Genomic DNA, 17,265 nt, shown 5'->3' on the forward strand with positions numbered 1-17,265 from the left:
ACTTGATTCAGTTTATAGGTTAATAACCAGAATAATGGAAAATCATTTAAAAGATGGTTTGTATCCCTTTTCAATGCGTGATACATTGAAAGGAAAGCGGCTTATTTTTCGTTGCCGCGATTTTGGATTGCATTCGGTTTGAAAGGAATGACCTACTTGCGGAATATGGACAATGCTCAACCTTCGCTGACATCGCTCAAGCTGTTCAACTTCTTCATTTACGGAACCATGGTCATCTTCACCGGTTTCTTCCAGTTATATTTGCAAGACATCGGCATGAGCAAAATCGAAATCGGCAGCCTGATGGCCATCGCGCCATTTGTGTCCATCTTCGCAAATCCGTTCTGGGGATTCTGGGGTGATCGGGCAGCCAACATTAAACGCGTGCTGCTGATCATGATGACCGGTACACTGCTGCTGGTTCAGTTCGTATTTCAGGCGAATACCTACGCAATGATATACATGACGATGATTTTCTTTTATTTCTTCCAGACTCCGATGTTCTCACAGACGAATTCGCTGATTCTAACCTATATTGAGGGGACGCAGCAAAAATTCGGTTCGTTCCGGCTATGGGGGTCCCTGGGGTGGGCGCTGACGGCAATTGCTGCAGGACCTGTCATCGACCGGCTCGGATCGGGACGCATCTCCATCGTGTTCTCGATCATGCTGCTGGTGGCGGCGTTGTTCATGTTCACACTGCCCTCCATCCAGAAAACAACGGCGTCGGCATCGGTTAACCTTAAAGGACTCAGCAGGCTGTTCCTGAATTCCTATTTTGTCTGGTTCATTCTATTAGGCATCATGGTATCCATCCCGAACACAGCCAATAACACCTTTATGTCCCTATACATTCTGGAGCTTGGCGGTACCAAGCAGATGGTGGGCCTGGCGATCTTCTTCTCGTCGATATTCGAAGTGGTGATCTTCATTCTGTTTGACCGCTTCCTGAAGCGTAAAATCAATGTCCTGGTCGGCTGCTTGACGATTGTCAGCCTGCTCTTCGCCCTCCGCTGGCTGCTGATGGCGGAAGCCAACAGCGCGCTGGAGGTGGCCTTCATCCAGCTGCTGCACTGCGTAACCTTCGGCGGCTATTTCTATGTCGGCGTACAGCTGACGATGCTGTTTGTTCCGACGCCGTATCGCGCTTCCGGACAAGCGATCTATACCTTAAGCTGGAGCGGCATATCCGGCGTCATCGGCGGTCTCGCCGGCGGCTGGATGTTCCAAAACTTCGGGGCGCAGATCATGTACTGGACCGGCACGATGCTTGCCATTGTGGGGGCCATCGGCTTTGGCTGGATGTGGTACAACCTTCGCAAGCACGGGTATCAGCCGCTGCATCCGGACGATCCCGAAGGCGACGAGATCGAGGAGTACGCGGCGAGTTAGAACGTGGTTTGTACGCAAGCCATTCCAATTGCAAGCTGGTATCACCGTAATATAACAAGACTCGAATGAATCCTGTAACGGATCTTCGAGTCTTGTTTACGTTATAAGGGCGCGAGAGACATCTTCTACGCCGTCCATGCGGTTTATGTTGATTAGCTCTTCGGAAGCTGGAACGAGCTCTTCAGGGAGACCACGCGGTTAAATACCGGACGTCCTGGCTGCGAATACTTCGAGTCGACGTTGAAATATCCATGGCGGAAGAACTGGAACTTGTCCTGCGGTGCAGCATCCTTCATATTCGGTTCCACGAATCCTTGCACGATTTGCAGCGAGTTCGGATTGATGTCGTCCAGGAAAGACTTCTCGGCAGTTGCTTCTTCCGCTTCGCCTGCAACCTCCTGCACCAATTCGGCTTCTTCCTCTTCGTCCTTGAACAGCGGTTCGAACAGGCGGAATTCGGCAGGCACGGCCTGCGTGGCCTCCACCCAGTGAATCGTTCCTTTCACCTTGCGTCCGGTAAAGCCACTCCCGCTCTTCGTCTCCGGATCATACGTACAGTGGATCTCGATGACCTTGCCGTTCTCGTCTTTGATCACGTCATTGCACTTGATGAAATACGCATGCTTCAAACGCACCTCATTGCCCGGGAACAAGCGGAAATATTTGCTCGGAGGATCTTCCATGAAATCCTCTTGCTCAATATAAATCTCGCGCGAGAACGGAATCTGGCGAATCCCCATCTCTGGATTCTCCGTGTTATTCTCGGCATCCAGCCATTCGATCTGACCTTCAGGGTAATTCGTAATGACCACCTTCAGCGGGTCCAGCACAGCCATCGTACGCGGCGCCTTCAGCTTCAGATCCTCACGGATAAAGTGTTCCATCACTTGGCGGTCCACCGTGCCGTACGCCTTCGAAATCCCCGTCTCAAACACGAAGTTGCGAATGGCTTCAGGCGTATACCCCAGTCGGCGAAGTCCGGAGATCGTCGGCATGCGCGGATCATCCCAGCCGTCCACAACATTCTCGTCTACGAGCTGCTTCAGCTTGCGTTTGCTCGTAACCGTCTGCGCCACATTCAGACGCCCGAATTCATACTGATGCGGCGTGCTGTCCATCTCGCATTCCGCCACGACCCAATCATAGAATGGGCGTTGATCTTCAAACTCCAGAGAGCATAGGGAATGCGTAACCCCTTCAATGGCATCCTCCAGCGGATGGGCAAAAGCGTACATCGGATAAATGCACCACTTGTCGCCTGTATTGTGATGATGCGCGTGAGAGATACGGTAGATGACCGGATCCCGCAGATTGATATTCGGAGAAGCCATATCGATCTTGGCGCGCAGCACGCGTTCGCCGTTGGCGAATTCCCCTTTGCGCATCCGCTCGAACAGATCCAGATTCTCTTCCACGCCGCGATCCCGGTAGGGACTATTTTGCCCAGGCTCGGTCAGGGTTCCGCGCGTTTCGCGGATTTGGTCGGCGGATTGGTCATCCACGTAAGCTTTCCCTTTCTTAATCAGCAGCACCGCACGGTTGTACATCTCTTCAAAATAATCGGACGCGTACCGCAGCTCTTCCCAATCGAATCCGAGCCACTTCACGTCCTCCTTAATGGAGTTCACATACTCAATGTCTTCCTTCACGGGGTTCGTATCATCGAACCGCAAGTGCGTCCGTCCGCCGAATTCATCGGCCAGCGTGAAATTGATCCATATGGCCTTGGCATGTCCAATATGCAAATAGCCGTTCGGTTCCGGCGGAAAGCGGGTAACGATTTCCTTGACTTTACCGGACTTCAGGTCTTCGGTAATAACATTTTTTATAAAATTGGAGGGGGTGCCCCGATGGTTCTCCACGTTGATCAACCTTTCGTCCTGTAATTTCTGTCTATCTCCTGTATAAACGTGTTTCCCTTAAATATACCTGTAATGCCGCGATTGTTCAAGGAATTCGGCACTTCCGGACCGCAAGCTGCCGACTTGGGATGAGGATTCATATAAGCAGCCCGCTCCCAGCTTTAAACCTGCGCACAGAGATCCTCCCACAACCGAAAATGCCGGTGAGAATCGTTTTGACGGGGGCTTTTCAATAAGGTAGCATGGAGAGAAAAACAGCGATGGAAGGAGGCCTGCAATCATCTTATGAAACCTCGTAAATTCCCCAAAGAACAACGTGAACAGCTGATTGAACTGGTTCAGGAATACTTTGAAACGGAGCGCGGGGAAACCCTCGGCCATCTGGCAGCAGAAGGGGTTCTTGATTTTTTCATGGAAACCTTAGGGCCGCATCTATACAATCAAGCGCTCAGCGACTGCAGAACGGTTGTTAATCAGCGTATGATTTCCATTGAAGAAGATATTTACGCATTGGAGCAAAAAGTGAAGCGGACACGTTAAAGCTACATATACTTCACGATGGAGAACAAAGGAGATACCGTATGTTTGGATACACTTTAGATGACCATGTTGAATTGCGCCCGCTTGCCATCGAGCATGCACGGGCGATGTTCGAAATTACCGATCGGTCCCGGGACCGTCTTCGCAAGTGGCTTCCGTGGGTGGATGCTGTTACCGAGGTCAACGATACCGTCAATTATATCAAAGGCGCCATGAAGCAAGCGGCCGAGAACGGCGGCTTTTCGGCTGGCATCTGGGTCCGCGAGGAGCTGGCAGGCACCATCTCGTTTCATGAGATTGATTGGAGCAACCGCTCGGTCAGCATCGGATATTGGCTGGATCAGCATTTTACGGGGCAAGGGTTGATGACAAGCGCATGCCGGGCGTTCACCGATCACGCGCTGATGCGAATGGGCCTGAACCGGGTGGAGATTCGCTGTGCAACGGCCAACCATCGCAGCCGGGCCATTCCGGAACGGCTGGGGTTTGTCCTGGAGGGAGTCATAAGGGAAGCCGAGAAGCTCCCCCAAGGCTATGTCAACCATGCGGTCTACGGCATGATTCAGAGCGAATGGAAGCGGATGAGGTAATGCGCGATAACGTTCTAAGAACGTCCCATCGGCGCTTTTTCGCAGAACACAGGCCGCACTTAAAAGGATGTTTTTCCTGCAATTATTGAAATTGTTCAGCTTCACTTAGCACTAGAATCCCAACAAAACCGGCTTGTATCCTACGATCAGGACGCAAGCCGGTTTTTGTTGTCTGTATATGTTCCAGGACGTAGGATAACCTTGGCTAAGTGCTTGGCTGGGAGCCCGCGTCTCACTCCTGATGGTCCCGCAGGATCTCCAGCCATTTGCCGAATTGCGCCTTCAGGCTGGCTGACAGCGCATCGATCTCCAGCATGCGGGACAACCCGCGTTCATCCTTCCGCCCATCCTTCATCATTCGAAGCACGTCCAGCACCGTGATGCCGGAAGCATGGGACTCAAGCTGAGCGACCACGGAATCGGCATGGACGTCCCCTTCCTCCAGGACTCGAAAGTAAAACCCGCTGTATCCCGTATTCAATACTCTTGCCGGCATGTCTTTAACGCCATGCTTTTGCGACAGCTTAAAGCAGGGATATCGAGGCTGGCTGACCTGCACCACCGCGTCGCCTATCCGGTATACATCCCCGATGCAAACCTGATCCTCCAGCATCCCCCGCAGCGTCAGGTTTTCGCCAAATGCAGCATACTCCATCTGTTTGCCCAAGGACTGTTCCCAATAGGGATAATGCTCAGAAGGATACGCGCACACCGCCTTATCCACGCCGCCGTGATTGACGAGATCGGCCTGACCATCCCCTTGGAAATTCAACGCACTTAGGAATAAGGGGCCTTCCACAGGCTGCTTATAAATTCCGGTAGACAGGTCCTTTCCCTGGTAATCAACCGTTACAGGCTTTCCCACATTCAGCGATACAATGCCCATGGTCATGGAAAATAACCTCCGCCTTCTTTTCTTTTCATCTACTATATGCAATAGCGTGTACCCTTGTCCAGAAGCCGTTTTAAGTGGCGGGCCAAATAACATAAGGCCAACCAGAAATCCCTGATTGACCTTAACATACGAAACAGCCCGGCAAGCTGCCGGACTGTTCAACCCTATGACTCCTCTCTGCCGCACGTTAACCGGCCTAGAGGGATATCATGATGCGATCATGATAAGAAGCAGCACATTAAGATATCATCGACGTAACGTCCATCCACGTAAAACTCCTGAATCAGCCTGCCCTCTTCCTGAAACCCGCAGTTCCTGTAAAAAGAGAATGCGCCCGGATTGCTGGACAGCACCCGCAGCCTCAGCTTCGAAATGCCTTCCACGCGCGCCATATCCTTCACGGCTTCAATCAGCCGCTGCCCGATGCCCTGCCGTTGATAGGCAGGGTGAACCGCGATGTTCAGCTCCAGCACGTGACGATTACTGCGAAGGCTTGTGGGCGACCGGAATCCGATGTAACCGCACAATTCTCCCTCATGCAGCGCCACGAGCTGTGTGCCTGGCGGACAATGCAGAAGATACTGATCTCTTGAGGTCCACTCCAATGGGGCAGGGGCCGTATTGCGATCCCATACCAGTTCGTCGAGTTCCATGAGTGCAGCAGCATCCTTCATCTCGGAGAACCGGATGGTCAATGTCTCTTGACGGGTCTTCATCGCCATCCCTCACTTTGATAACCATTCTCTCTATTATATCAGACCGGTTTGCTTCTTGCAGACGAGGTTCACGGGTTAGGAATTATTGTTCATGAATAGAGGTGTAAATATCCACGACACAGCCGGTGTCGCCCTCTCCGGCCAATCGTTTGAAATCCGCACCCGCAATACGAACGCCGCCTGCGCGGTATCGGTTCCGGATAGCATCCACTGCCACATCCTGCCCGTTAATCGTGATACGGGTCTGCTCGGCGCGAACCACGTGATAAATGAACGTTACCGCTATCCCCGCATAGTTGAATTGGAACTCCAGGCCATCCAGCGTCTTCGGCAGGACCGGATCAATCACCAGGTCTCCTCCCGCTTCGCGAATGCCAAGCGCATTGGAGATCAGCTGGTTCATGTAGATCCCCGGACCGCTGGAATAAATCCGCCAGCCGCCTTTGACAGGCACGCGTCCGCTGCGCAGCGCATCAAACGATTCCTGCGCTTCATAACGCGTGTTGAACTTCCCGTCCGAGCTGCTGAAATACGCATTGCTCTGACGCAGTTCCGCATTCGGCACAACCTCGGTAATGCCGATCGGGTTGATGCGCTCCAGCCCGCTCCAAACCTCGCTGTTCTTGCCGAGCTTTGCCATCGCCTCCACATAACGGATGTGCGCATGCACATATTGAAGGCCAACCTCCCGGCCAAAATTCGCCGCCTGCTCCGCCCGCTTAAAGTGCGTACTGACGCCGCCGGCATATACGGCCGGGCGGTTCATCAATCTCACGCCGTCCGGACAGAACAGCTGCTCACGGATAATTTCATAATGGCTTGCTGCCTGCTCCGGCGTCAGCAGCTCGCTGATCATGCTGCGCGTCATCGGAAGCAGCCGGTACTGGATTCCCGTTTCCTCATCGGACGGATGCAGCAGGAATCTGCTTTGCTCCTTGCTCTCCATATAGACAAAGCCCGGAATGACTTCGGAGTTCAAGATATACGTATTGAAATCCCGCTGAATTCCTTCCGCGAGTTCCCCCATGGCATCGGACATCACTTGGTCCACACCCTCCATAACGCGGGAGAACTGGTTCAAGGTCTGATAGGTCAATGCCACCGTCCAGCTGCTGACCATGAACTGCTTCAGCTGCGCGTTAGCCGGCTGAAGCGTATCGTCCCAATCCCCGTCTCCATATGAAGACAGATAGGTGTCATGCAGGAAATGATTTTGGATATAGGCCATTTGCTTCTTCACATGCTCAAGCACGGTATACGTCTGCTCCGTAAAATCAAAGCTGTGTTTTCTTGTGTAAGGAACAACCGACTCCAATATGCTGTAATCATGCGTAACGGCCAAGTAATCGCCCAGCACCTTAAGCGGCCATACGATAATATCGCCGTGGCTCTCTTCCTGCTGAATATGAGCATATTGATCAAACATGAACCATTGCGGCCAATTTCCGTCATCCTCATACTGGTGGGAATACACTTCAAGCAGGATCTCGCGTACCTGCTCGTATTTATGCGTAGCCATGAAATATTCGACAGGCCCTTGGCATACATCGCGCGTTCCCCACGCTGCGCCGCCGTATTGTTCCAGGCCGTGCGGTACCGAATAGTGAACGAGCATGTTATGCGTATACCACCAGGCCAGCGCATTTACCTTGAACAAGCCGTCTTCCTGCCCATTCTGCCGGCTCAGATGAAACCCGTTCATGACGGACGCATAGAATGAGCGGTAGCTTGCAATCTCTTCATCGGCTTCCCGCGCCACTAGCGGAGCGCTCGCTGCATCAAGGCTGCCTTGTACCGTCATGGTCCATTCCGTACTCTCGCCAAGCTCAAGTACCGTTAGGGAGGCACTGCCGGGCGCGATATGGCTTGCCAGACAAGTTTCGTCCTTAACCTGCATATCGGCTCCCGTCACGCCAAGACGATAATGCAGTTCCTTGTACACGGAAGCGCTGAGCGATGCCGAATCGGCACGGAAAGTCAGAATGCCGTCTTCCTGAACCATTTGATACGGCACTTCATATTCATTGACATCCATCGTGATCTGCATGGTGACCAGATAACGATAAGCCCTCCCGCTCTCGGAACGGACTTGAAGCGTAACCTCCGGAGCCGCGGCAGACGTGAAATTGGTGATGATCAGCATGTCGCTTTCGGTCTTATAATACCACCGTACATAGTTAAAGCCGATCTCGAACACGGACGGCATCGTCAACAGGCGGTACTCTCCGTCCATCTCGACATAAATCCGCTGTCCGGATGTCTTAGGCACGTTCAGTGCGTTTCGCGCATGACTCATCATTTTGTTAAAGTTCGTGTTCCCCGTCACCAGCTGGGAATTAAACACGCCGTACATGTAAGAGGTTGTCGTGATGACAGGACTGCCCAGCTTTACATTGTTGCCGCTCATCAAGATATGGCCGTGCGGACGCTCTACGCGGAGCTCCTTCTCCTTCATGACGATATGCTCATAAGTATCCGTGAAGAACGAGAGCAGTTCTTCCCCGTCACGCTCCTCTTGGCGGCGTACAGGGTACAAAGCGTTCAGCTCGTCTTCCGTCAGCGGCAATGTGCGCAAAGGTTCCCCGAAGCGCTCGGATCGCTCGATCCGGGGCAGCGAATTGCCCGTCTCCGTCAAGCGGCGCGCTTCAGCCTGCTGCCACGCAGCCTGCAGCTCATCCTGGAATTCAAGCGTTGTGACCGCATCCGGATGATTCTCCTTAAACAAGCCGTAAAATACGAACCGTGCCGTGCCATTCAGCGTTACGCGAGGGGACTGCAGGGCGGTATAGGCAAACTCATATTGATAGACCTCATTCGGCAGGCTCTCCTTGGATAAAGCCTCAGCCCGGTTCGTCTCTTTATAAGAAAGACCAAAGAACTGAAAGCCATCCGTTGCATACCCGACGGCAGAAGTCAGCGCTCCTTGTTGAAGATAAGGGAATACGCCTCCCTGCGGCTGATTTTGACGGGAGCATACGACATACCCCAGATCTTCCTTCTCGAACACAGCATGGTCGATGTATTGGGACAGATAGGCTTCATTGTTTCGAACGGCGCCCGGATGGGCGATGCCGATATCCTGCCCATACACGACGTCGGCTTGAATTCCTTTCCCCTGGAGCTCGACGTCCCAGAACCATGCGCCGGTATCCGTTGGGGTAAACAGAACCTTATAATCCACTCCCTTGACGCTGCCTTCCCATATCACCCGGTTATCCGCATGAGTGACCGCGCTGTTAGAGTGTACCCCGAGCATAGGAACGGCCTCGATGCCGCTTTCGGTATGGATTCTCAGAAACAAATTGTTGAGGGCGCCATCAATCGAATTGGAGAGCAGCTGATTGATCATCGTCGTACCGTAAGTGGCTTGATAAAGATCACCGCTAGGCAAAAAGGAAAACGTCAATTCTCCCGCCTGGAGTACAACTTTTGCATCGTTCATTACATGATTGGCTGTCACAAGTTTCACTTCCTATTCTGCGTAAATGATGTGAGTCGTGTTATTTCCGAAGCCGAAAACGTCTGGTCTCCGTGTCCCGGCTGTTCTTTCCGACCATGATGTCGAACTCGCCCGCATCGCTGGTGAAAGACAAATCCGAGTGATGATAGCGAAGCTGTTCTTCGGTCAGCGTAAACGTGATTTCCTGGCGTTCGCCCGGCTGCAGCAGCACCTTGCGGAAAGCCTTCAGCTCCCTGACAGGTCTAACGACCTCACCGGATCGGTCTCGGACGTACAGCTGAACGACTTCTTCACCAGCCCTGTCGCCGGCATTCGTTACCGAAACCGTGATTTCAAGCGGGTGATCCGGGGACATTTCTTCCGCCGACAGGCTCATGCTCCCATAGAGAAAATCCGTATAACTGAGGCCGAATCCAAACGGAAGCAGCGGCTCATTCGGAATGTCCAAATATTGCGATACATAGCGTTCCTGCGCATCCGGCGCATCCTTTGGCCGCCCGGTATTATAATGGTTGTAGTATACAGGCACCTGTCCGACGGAGTAAGGGAACGACATGCTCAGACGTCCGGAAGGGTTCTGCTCCCCCATAAGCAGTGCAGCTACGGCCGCTCCGCCTTCACTTCCCGGGAACCAGGCTTCCAGTACGGCATCGACCTCATCCAGCACGCCGTGCAGATCCAGCGGGCGCCCGTTGAACAATACGGCAACCATCGGCTTCTCCAGCGTTTTCAAATGCCGGATCAGCTCGAGCTGCGGCTGCGGCAGGGTTATAAACGCACGGCTGCCGGCTTCTCCGCTCATCTCGGAATCCTCGCCCAGCGCCAGCACGATCACGTCGGATGCCTTCGCAGCCTTCATCGCCTCATCCAGCTGCTGTCCGGTCATAGCGCTCACGCTGCAGCCCTCGGCTACCGTCAGCGCGCCGGAAGGCAGCTTGGCGTGCAGTCCCTGTTCCAGGGTTACCGCATCTTCCTTGGAGCCTGTCCATGACCATGGCCCAAGAATATCACCGCTGGTGGCGAACGGACCGATCAATGCCACATGCTGCTCACCGCGCAGCGGCAGTAGCGAGTTGTTTTTCAGAAGAACGCAGGATTTCGCCGCGGCCACCCGGGCCGCCTGGCGGTGTTCTTCGCAGAACACAATCTCCCGCTCCGCCTGTGGATCGGCTCCCCGCACAGGGCGGTCGAACAGTCCAAGGCGCTTTTTCAATGACAGAATACGCAGCACCGCTTCATCGATCAGGCTCTCGTCTACCCGGCCTTCTCGTACCATGTCCGGTAAATGATGAACGTAGCTGGACGTCATCATCTCGATGTCCACGCCCGCTTCGATGGCTCTTAACGCTGCCTCTGCCTCGTCCTCCGCTACCCCGTGAGGGATCAGTTCTTTGACCGCTCCCCAATCGGAGATCAGCACGCCGTCAAAGCCCCATTCGCGGCGCAGCAAATCGCGCATCAGCCGTTTATTGCCCGTAGCCGGTATGCCATCCACGGTATTAAAGGCGGTCATGACCATCTCGACACCCTCATCCAGCGCAGCCTTGTATGCAGGCAAGTAATATTCCCGCAGCTGACGCTCGGACATGTCCACCGTATTGTAATCGCGGCCGCCTTCGCCTGCTCCATACGCGGCAAAGTGCTTCACGCAAGCGGCCAGCCGGCTGAGATCCCCGCTCAGGTCATCCCCTTGGAAACCTCTGACAAAGGCTCTGGCAAATTCACTGTTTAAATAAGGATCTTCACCGGTCGACTCCATCACCCGTCCCCAGCGGGGATCGCGCACCAGGTCCACCATCGGTGCAAAAGTCACATGCAGGCCGGATACCGCGGCTTCGCGCGCAGCGATTTCCGCACTCCGCTCCGCGAGGCTAGGGTCCCACGAGCTCCCCATGGCGAGCGGCACCGGGAAGATTGTTTTAAAGCCGTGAACGATATCGGCCATCATCAGCAGTGGAATTTTCAATCGATTTTTACGCAAATGTGCCTCTTGGACGGCTATCACTTCCTCCGCACCCGCCAAACCCAGCACGGAGCCGGCATTACTTACGATGTCATCGGTGATGCCAAGCGATTCCATCGGTCCTGTAATCTGCCCCGATTCTTGAGCACCTTCGAAAAAAGGGACGGCCAGTTGTATAAGCTGCGCAATTTTTTCCTCCAGCGTCATCTGCTCTACCAGAGAAAGTAGTTGTTGATCTGCCATTTCCCATCCTCCTTTGTCATTGCCATTCACTTTATCGTTAATTCGAAACGTTTTGATTTTCTGAAATCAATCATTATTTGTTATATAATCATATATTCCATAAAGGTTTTTTGCTTACTAATCAACCATTTAAAAAACGATGAAATCAGCGCTAATTCGTGCATCTAATCGAAACGTTTCAATAGATGCGGACAAAAAATTCAGGGCAGGGGCAGCCAATCCAGCACACGCTGAATTTTGCGATCCCAATATCCCCATTCATGACCACCGGGTTCTTCCTCATAGGTGATGTGAAGCCCCAGGCTGTCCGCATATCGTCTAAAGGTTTGGTTATCGTTATACAAAAAATCTTCTGTCCCGCAGCACTGGTACAACGTCGGTTTATCCCCTGTATATGCCGCGAATTCCGTGGCCAAAAACAACAAATCGTCCCGGCTCCCCCGTAAACCGTCGATATGGCCGAAGAGGGTTCGAATTTCTTGCTCCTGAAAGCCCGGTCCTGCAGCACGACTGGCGAGATCCAGCCCACCCGATAGGCTTGCGCCTGCCGCATAACGATCCGGATAACTCATGGCCAGCTTGAACGCTCCGTAACCCCCCATCGAAATTCCGGCGACAAAGGTATCTTCCCTTCGTCCGGACACCGGAAAAAAGGATAGAACGAGCTGTGGAAGCTCCTCGCTCAGGAAGGTAAAGTAAGGCAAGCCGTTTGCCATGTCCATATAATAGCTTCGTCCGACTCCCGGCATCACGAGCGCGATGCCTTTATTCTCGGCGTATCGTTCGATGGACGACCTGCGCATCCATTCGGTCTGATCCGCTCCTCGGCCGTGAAGCAAATAAAGCACCGGCAGTTTCGAAGAAGAACCGTACGGCATCAAAGCGGCTTGCGGTAGAAAAACCTCGATGCCTGTAGACAGTTTCAGTGTTTCGGAATAAAAATTACACGTGATCCATGCCAAGTTCCTCATCTCCAATCCGGTCCGTTAATTCTCTACTTTGCTCTTTCCTGCAGATGCCCGTTCCATCATCTCGGTCGTCAGCATATAAGACTGCTTCACGGATTCACCGCCCAATATTTGAAACAGCAAATGGGCTGCAAGCGATCCCGCCTCGCTCTTAGGCTGCTTGATGGTGGTTAGCGGCGGATTCACGTATTCGGCTAATTGAATATCGTCATATCCGATGACGGATACATCATCAGGCACCGATATGCCGCTCTCCTCAAAAGCCTTCAATCCTCCGATGGCCATCTCGTCGTTGCCGTAGAACACCGCCGACGGGAGCGACCCCTGCATAATCATCATCTTGGTCGCATTGTAACCGCCCTCGCGCACGAAGTTTCCGCTGAGACGCCATTTCGACTGTTCCTCCAGCCCTGCCTCGGCAAGTGCCCGTAAATATCCCTGATAACGCAAATGGTTATCGTACGAATCCGGCGAGCCGCTGATGTATGCCACATGCCGATGGCCGTTCTCAAGCAGATAACGGGTGGCCGTGTATCCTCCTTGTTCCCCATCGACCAGCACATTGACCAGGTATTCGCTGCACAATGGACGATCCATCACGACAATCGGAAATTGGGGACCCGAGGTCTCGATCAGAACTTCATCCCGGATATTAGGTGCAAGTATGATGGCACCGTCCGCCCTTTTCTCTCTCAGAAATTTAACCGCCGTTGAATCTCTGCCACCCATCGAACTGCAGGCGATCAGATCATATCCGTTGGTTAAAGCGACTTCCTGTACGCTTCGGATCAGCTCAGAATAATAAGGCCCGGATAGATCCGTCAGAATAAGAGCGATTGTCTTGGTGCGGCTCCGCTTCAAATCCATGGCAAATCCGTTCTTCCGATAATTCAACTGCCTTGCTGCATCGAGCACCTTTGATCTTGTCTTGGAACTCACTCTGCTGTCGCCGCTTAACGCGTATGAAGCCGTTGACAAGGCGACTCCAGCGAGCTTTGCCACATCCTTTATCGTTGCCATTTCCTTTCGCCCCTTCTACTACTTATAAAACTCTATCTATTTTATTTCATGCCAGAGATCGTATATCCTTCAATAATATGTTTTTGGAAGAAAGAAAATACGATGATAATCGGAACAACCATAAATGCAGCGCCTGCCATCTGGAGGCCGAAATCAGATCCGTGCTGCCCTTTCAGAAGCTGCAGACCCACCGAAAGCGTATAAAGCTTTTGATCGTTTGCCATAATGAGAGGCCACAGGAAGCTGTTCCAGGCGCCAATGAACGCCAAGATTCCCTGTACAGCAAACACGGGTTTCGTGATCGGAACGATCAGTTGGAAGAAGATCCGCAGTTCCCCTGCTCCATCAAGCCTCGATGCTTCAATCAGATCCGTTGGGATGGTGGACATAAACTGTCGGAATAGAAAAATACCGAAAGCCCCGACCAAGCCAGGCAGCACAATGCCTGCCATCGTGTTGGTCAAGCCCATTGCATTGATCAGCAGATATACAGGGATCATGGTAACTTGCCCCGGAATCATCATCGTTGCCAGCACCAGATAGAAAAGCTTCTTATTGCCGGGGAACTCGTATTTAGCGAATGCATATCCTGCAAGCGCATTGAGGAACAGACCGACAAAAGACCAGAACACAATGATAAGCGTATTTTTCAGGTATACGATAAAGTCCAGCTTCGTAAATAAATCCACATAATTTTCAATCGTAAATTCTTTCGGTAATAACGTCGGCGGAACCGCCGTAAATTCATTTTCCGGCTTGAATGAGGACGTGATCATCCATATAAACGGAATCATCATCAGCAGTCCCCCTGCAATGAGCAGCACCGTCATGACTGTTTTCTCAATTCTTTTAGCTGCCATACCCTGAGCCTCCTTCAGTTACGATACGAAAACATTACCTTGAACCTGAACCTTAATATTCGACATCTTTCTTCTTGACTGCGAATTGTACGACCGTTACAGCGATAATGATGATGAAGAGCACAAACGATCCTGCAGCCGCATAACCAAAATTGCTCAGCTGGAAGCCATTGTTATAAATAAAGAGAGCCATCGACATCGTGGAATTAAGCGGTCCGCCCTTGGTCATAACCAGCGGCTCTTCGAAGAATTGAATCCAGCCGATCAGCGTCGTAATGGTGACAAAGAAAGTCGCAAAGCTAAGCAGCGGAACCGTGATATACAACAGTTTCTTCCACTTGCTCGCACCATCGATCTCCGCTGCTTCATAATAGGAGCGTGGAATGCCCTGCAGCGCAGCAAGGAAAATGATCATATTGAGTCCGATGGATTTCCATACGGCCAGCAGAATCAGCGATAGCTTGGCTAGTGCCGGATCTGTCAGCCACTGCTGAGCCGGAACCCCGAACCAGGACAATATATGGTTAAAGAGGCCATAGTGGCTGTTATACAAGTAACCCCAAACAACCGCGACCGCTACAATATTCGTAATGGAAGGCATATAATACACGACGCGGAATGTCTTAAACAACCATCCCGTGCCATAGTTAAGTAGCAATGCAGCGCCCATGGCAAGCATTACGACAAGCGGAACTCCGATAATAACATAGAACATGGTGTTAAACATGGATTTCAGAAAGACCGGATCTTTAAATACATTCATAAAATTATCGAAGCCAACGCCTTCAATGTTTGAATAATTAGCGAGACCAGCAAGGTCAATATCCGTGAAGCTGATGACAAGCGCAATGATGATCGGAATGATTGAAAACGTCAGAAGCAGGACCAGTGCGGGCGCAATAAACATATAAGGATACTTATATTGGTTAAAGCGCTTGATAAAGTTCTGCAATGTCATTCACCTCCTGCAAGTGTGGGTTTCCTCAATTAGAGAATAACGCTCTTTGGAAGCAGTCAGGCTTGTTTCATCCTTCGGAGAAACAAGCCGGGCTGCGTTAAGACGCACTCTTTATTTTTTGTTTAGAATTTCAGTAGCTTTCTGATTCAACAGATCCATTTCTGCTTTGATGTCAGCTCCGCCAAAGGTAATTTTCTCAAATGCCGCAATGGCTTCTTGGGAGATAGCATCCCACTCCTTAATGAACGGAACAGGCTTAGCGCTTTCGAGCTGTTTTCCGAAGGTAGCAAAAATCGGATCTTCAAAGCGTTGGTCTTCCCATGCACTCTTAACAGCAGGCAGGTTTTTGGCCACATCATAGTTGGTCAGCTGCGATTCTTTTTCACTCATGAAGGATATGAATTTAACGGCTTCATCTGCATTTTCGGTTGTGTTGAATACCGACATGTTCGCTCCGCCGAGGAACGATGCATTGTTTTCTTTAGCTGGAAGTGTCGTCGTAGCCCATTTGCCTTCAATCTCAGGCGCTTTGTCTTTAACGCCCTGAATCATCCAAGGACCGCTGATAAACATCGGGAATTGCCCGTCTTTAAATGCGGCAAACAGATCCAAATCGCTGGCAAGCGGCGTCATACCCGTATCGTAGAAGCTCTTCAGGTATTCCATGGCTCCCATGAATTCCGGCTCGTTAAAATGCGGGGTCCGGTTCTCATCGATCATATCGCTTCCATTCTGCCAAGCAAACATGGACAGATAGTTCATGTCTTTAGCATCAACGGTAATAGCGTAATTGCCGTCTCCTCTAGCTGCCAGTTTCTTGCCGGCATCCTTCATTTCATCCCAAGTCTTAGGACCTTCCGGATAGCCTACTTCAGCCAAAATGTCCGTACGGTAGAACAGTACGCGCGTTTCCACATACCATGGGATGCTGACAACCTTGTCATCATAACTCATGGTTTGCACAGCACCGTCAAAATAATTTTCCTGCTTCAAGTTTGGATACTGTTCAAGATACGGCGTCAGATCGAGCAAAGCTCCAGCCTGAGCAAATTCTGGAATCCAGGTTGTTCCCATCTGCACGACGTCCGGGCCGCTTTTGGATGCAACCGCTGTAAGCAGCTTGTCATGGGCACTGCCCCAAGGAATCAATTGAACGCTTACCTTAACGCCTGGATTCTTCTCTTCATATTGCTTAATCAAGGTTTCGTCAGATGTGTCACCCATCAGCCAAACTTTTAGTTCCTTCTTGCCTCCGCCGCCTTCGCTACCTCCGTCTGCTTTCTCAGACCCGCCCGAGCATCCGGCTAATACGACGGAGAACACCAGCAATGCTGCCAACGTCCACAATATTGATTTTTTTCTCATTCTACATTCACCCCGTTTTTAATGTTTACCACCATGCGAAACGTAATACAAAACCGAATTGAAAGCACTTACTTCGAAACGTTTCGATTTTATTCGAAAAAATAAAGACGCCGGATAAAGGTTGTTTCTATAATCCTACTGTCTCTTCATTCCCCCTATAAAGCACCTTTCCATGGTCATCCTAGGGATAAACATGCTCTTGTGTATTCATAATAAAAAAATTGCTTGCTTGATATCTTCAAAAAACGCATTCTGTTTTGAAACGTTTCGACAAGTTCATTATAGCTCCCTCTGAGAGCGATTTCAATATCCTTTTTATTTTTTTTGTAAGGCGTTTCTTTGACAAGGGGTGTAAGGCTTGAACCGCGGACAAAAAAGCAGCAAGCTCCGAAGTAGGCCTGCTGCTTCATCCTATATCCTGGAATTATTTCAG

At 51.4% G+C, this 17,265-nt stretch carries 13 protein-coding genes; 3 read left to right on the top strand and 10 right to left on the bottom strand.

Annotation, left to right across the window (positions count from 1 at the left end):
* Window positions 1-156: 156 nt before the first annotated feature.
* Complete coding sequence (locus tag PAEVO_RS29175) at window positions 157-1,392, top strand: MFS transporter (protein WP_394059545.1); 1,236 nt, start codon at window positions 157-159, stop codon at window positions 1,390-1,392.
* 152 nt (window positions 1,393-1,544) lie between these two features.
* Here PAEVO_RS29175 and PAEVO_RS29180 read toward each other — a convergent pair whose 3' ends face one another.
* A complete protein-coding gene (locus PAEVO_RS29180) occupies window positions 1,545-3,263 on the bottom strand; it encodes a glutamine--tRNA ligase/YqeY domain fusion protein (RefSeq protein WP_100540984.1) in 1,719 nt (572 codons plus the stop codon).
* Window positions 3,264-3,539: 276 nt separating this feature from the next.
* Between PAEVO_RS29180 and PAEVO_RS29185 the strand changes: the two genes are divergently transcribed.
* Window positions 3,540-3,794: a DUF2164 domain-containing protein gene (locus tag PAEVO_RS29185; RefSeq protein WP_100540985.1), complete on the top strand. Its 255-nt coding sequence runs from the start codon at window positions 3,540-3,542 to the stop codon at window positions 3,792-3,794.
* Window positions 3,795-3,835: 41 nt separating this feature from the next.
* The gene (locus tag PAEVO_RS29190) at window positions 3,836-4,384 is read left to right on the top strand and encodes a GNAT family N-acetyltransferase (protein WP_076323950.1); all 549 of its coding nucleotides are present in this window, start codon (window positions 3,836-3,838) and stop codon (window positions 4,382-4,384) included.
* A 232-nt stretch (window positions 4,385-4,616) separates the two neighbouring features.
* Here the strand turns inward: PAEVO_RS29190 and PAEVO_RS29195 are convergent, their stop codons facing one another.
* From PAEVO_RS29195 to PAEVO_RS29235, 9 genes are all read right to left on the bottom strand, one after another.
* Complete coding sequence (locus PAEVO_RS29195; RefSeq protein WP_100540986.1) at window positions 4,617-5,276, bottom strand: MOSC domain-containing protein; 660 nt, start codon at window positions 5,274-5,276, stop codon at window positions 4,617-4,619.
* A gap of 221 nt (window positions 5,277-5,497) precedes the next feature.
* The gene (locus PAEVO_RS29200) at window positions 5,498-5,995 is read right to left on the bottom strand and encodes a GNAT family N-acetyltransferase (protein ID WP_100540987.1); all 498 of its coding nucleotides are present in this window, start codon (window positions 5,993-5,995) and stop codon (window positions 5,498-5,500) included.
* Between the two features lie 82 nt (window positions 5,996-6,077).
* Window positions 6,078-9,437: a GH36-type glycosyl hydrolase domain-containing protein gene (locus PAEVO_RS29205; RefSeq protein ID WP_243390985.1), complete on the bottom strand. Its 3,360-nt coding sequence runs from the start codon at window positions 9,435-9,437 to the stop codon at window positions 6,078-6,080.
* A 58-nt stretch (window positions 9,438-9,495) separates the two neighbouring features.
* On the bottom strand, window positions 9,496-11,661 hold the full coding sequence (locus PAEVO_RS29210) for a glycoside hydrolase family 3 N-terminal domain-containing protein (protein WP_100540989.1): 2,166 nt from the start codon (window positions 11,659-11,661) through the stop codon (window positions 9,496-9,498).
* A 200-nt stretch (window positions 11,662-11,861) separates the two neighbouring features.
* Complete coding sequence (locus PAEVO_RS29215) at window positions 11,862-12,623, bottom strand: alpha/beta hydrolase (protein ID WP_100540990.1); 762 nt, start codon at window positions 12,621-12,623, stop codon at window positions 11,862-11,864.
* A 24-nt stretch (window positions 12,624-12,647) separates the two neighbouring features.
* Complete coding sequence (locus tag PAEVO_RS29220; protein ID WP_100540991.1) at window positions 12,648-13,649, bottom strand: LacI family DNA-binding transcriptional regulator; 1,002 nt, start codon at window positions 13,647-13,649, stop codon at window positions 12,648-12,650.
* Window positions 13,650-13,690: 41 nt separating this feature from the next.
* Window positions 13,691-14,509: a carbohydrate ABC transporter permease gene (locus tag PAEVO_RS29225; protein ID WP_100540992.1), complete on the bottom strand. Its 819-nt coding sequence runs from the start codon at window positions 14,507-14,509 to the stop codon at window positions 13,691-13,693.
* A gap of 52 nt (window positions 14,510-14,561) precedes the next feature.
* Window positions 14,562-15,467, bottom strand: a complete 906-nt coding sequence (locus PAEVO_RS29230) for a carbohydrate ABC transporter permease (RefSeq protein WP_207797550.1) — start codon at window positions 15,465-15,467, stop codon at window positions 14,562-14,564.
* 111 nt (window positions 15,468-15,578) lie between these two features.
* Window positions 15,579-16,832: a sugar ABC transporter substrate-binding protein gene (locus PAEVO_RS29235; protein WP_100540994.1), complete on the bottom strand. Its 1,254-nt coding sequence runs from the start codon at window positions 16,830-16,832 to the stop codon at window positions 15,579-15,581.
* Window positions 16,833-17,265 lie beyond the last annotated feature (433 nt).

This window comes from Paenibacillus sp. GM2FR, assembly GCF_002803325.1.
Lineage (GTDB): Bacteria > Bacillota > Bacilli > Paenibacillales > Paenibacillaceae > Paenibacillus_AQ > Paenibacillus_AQ lautus.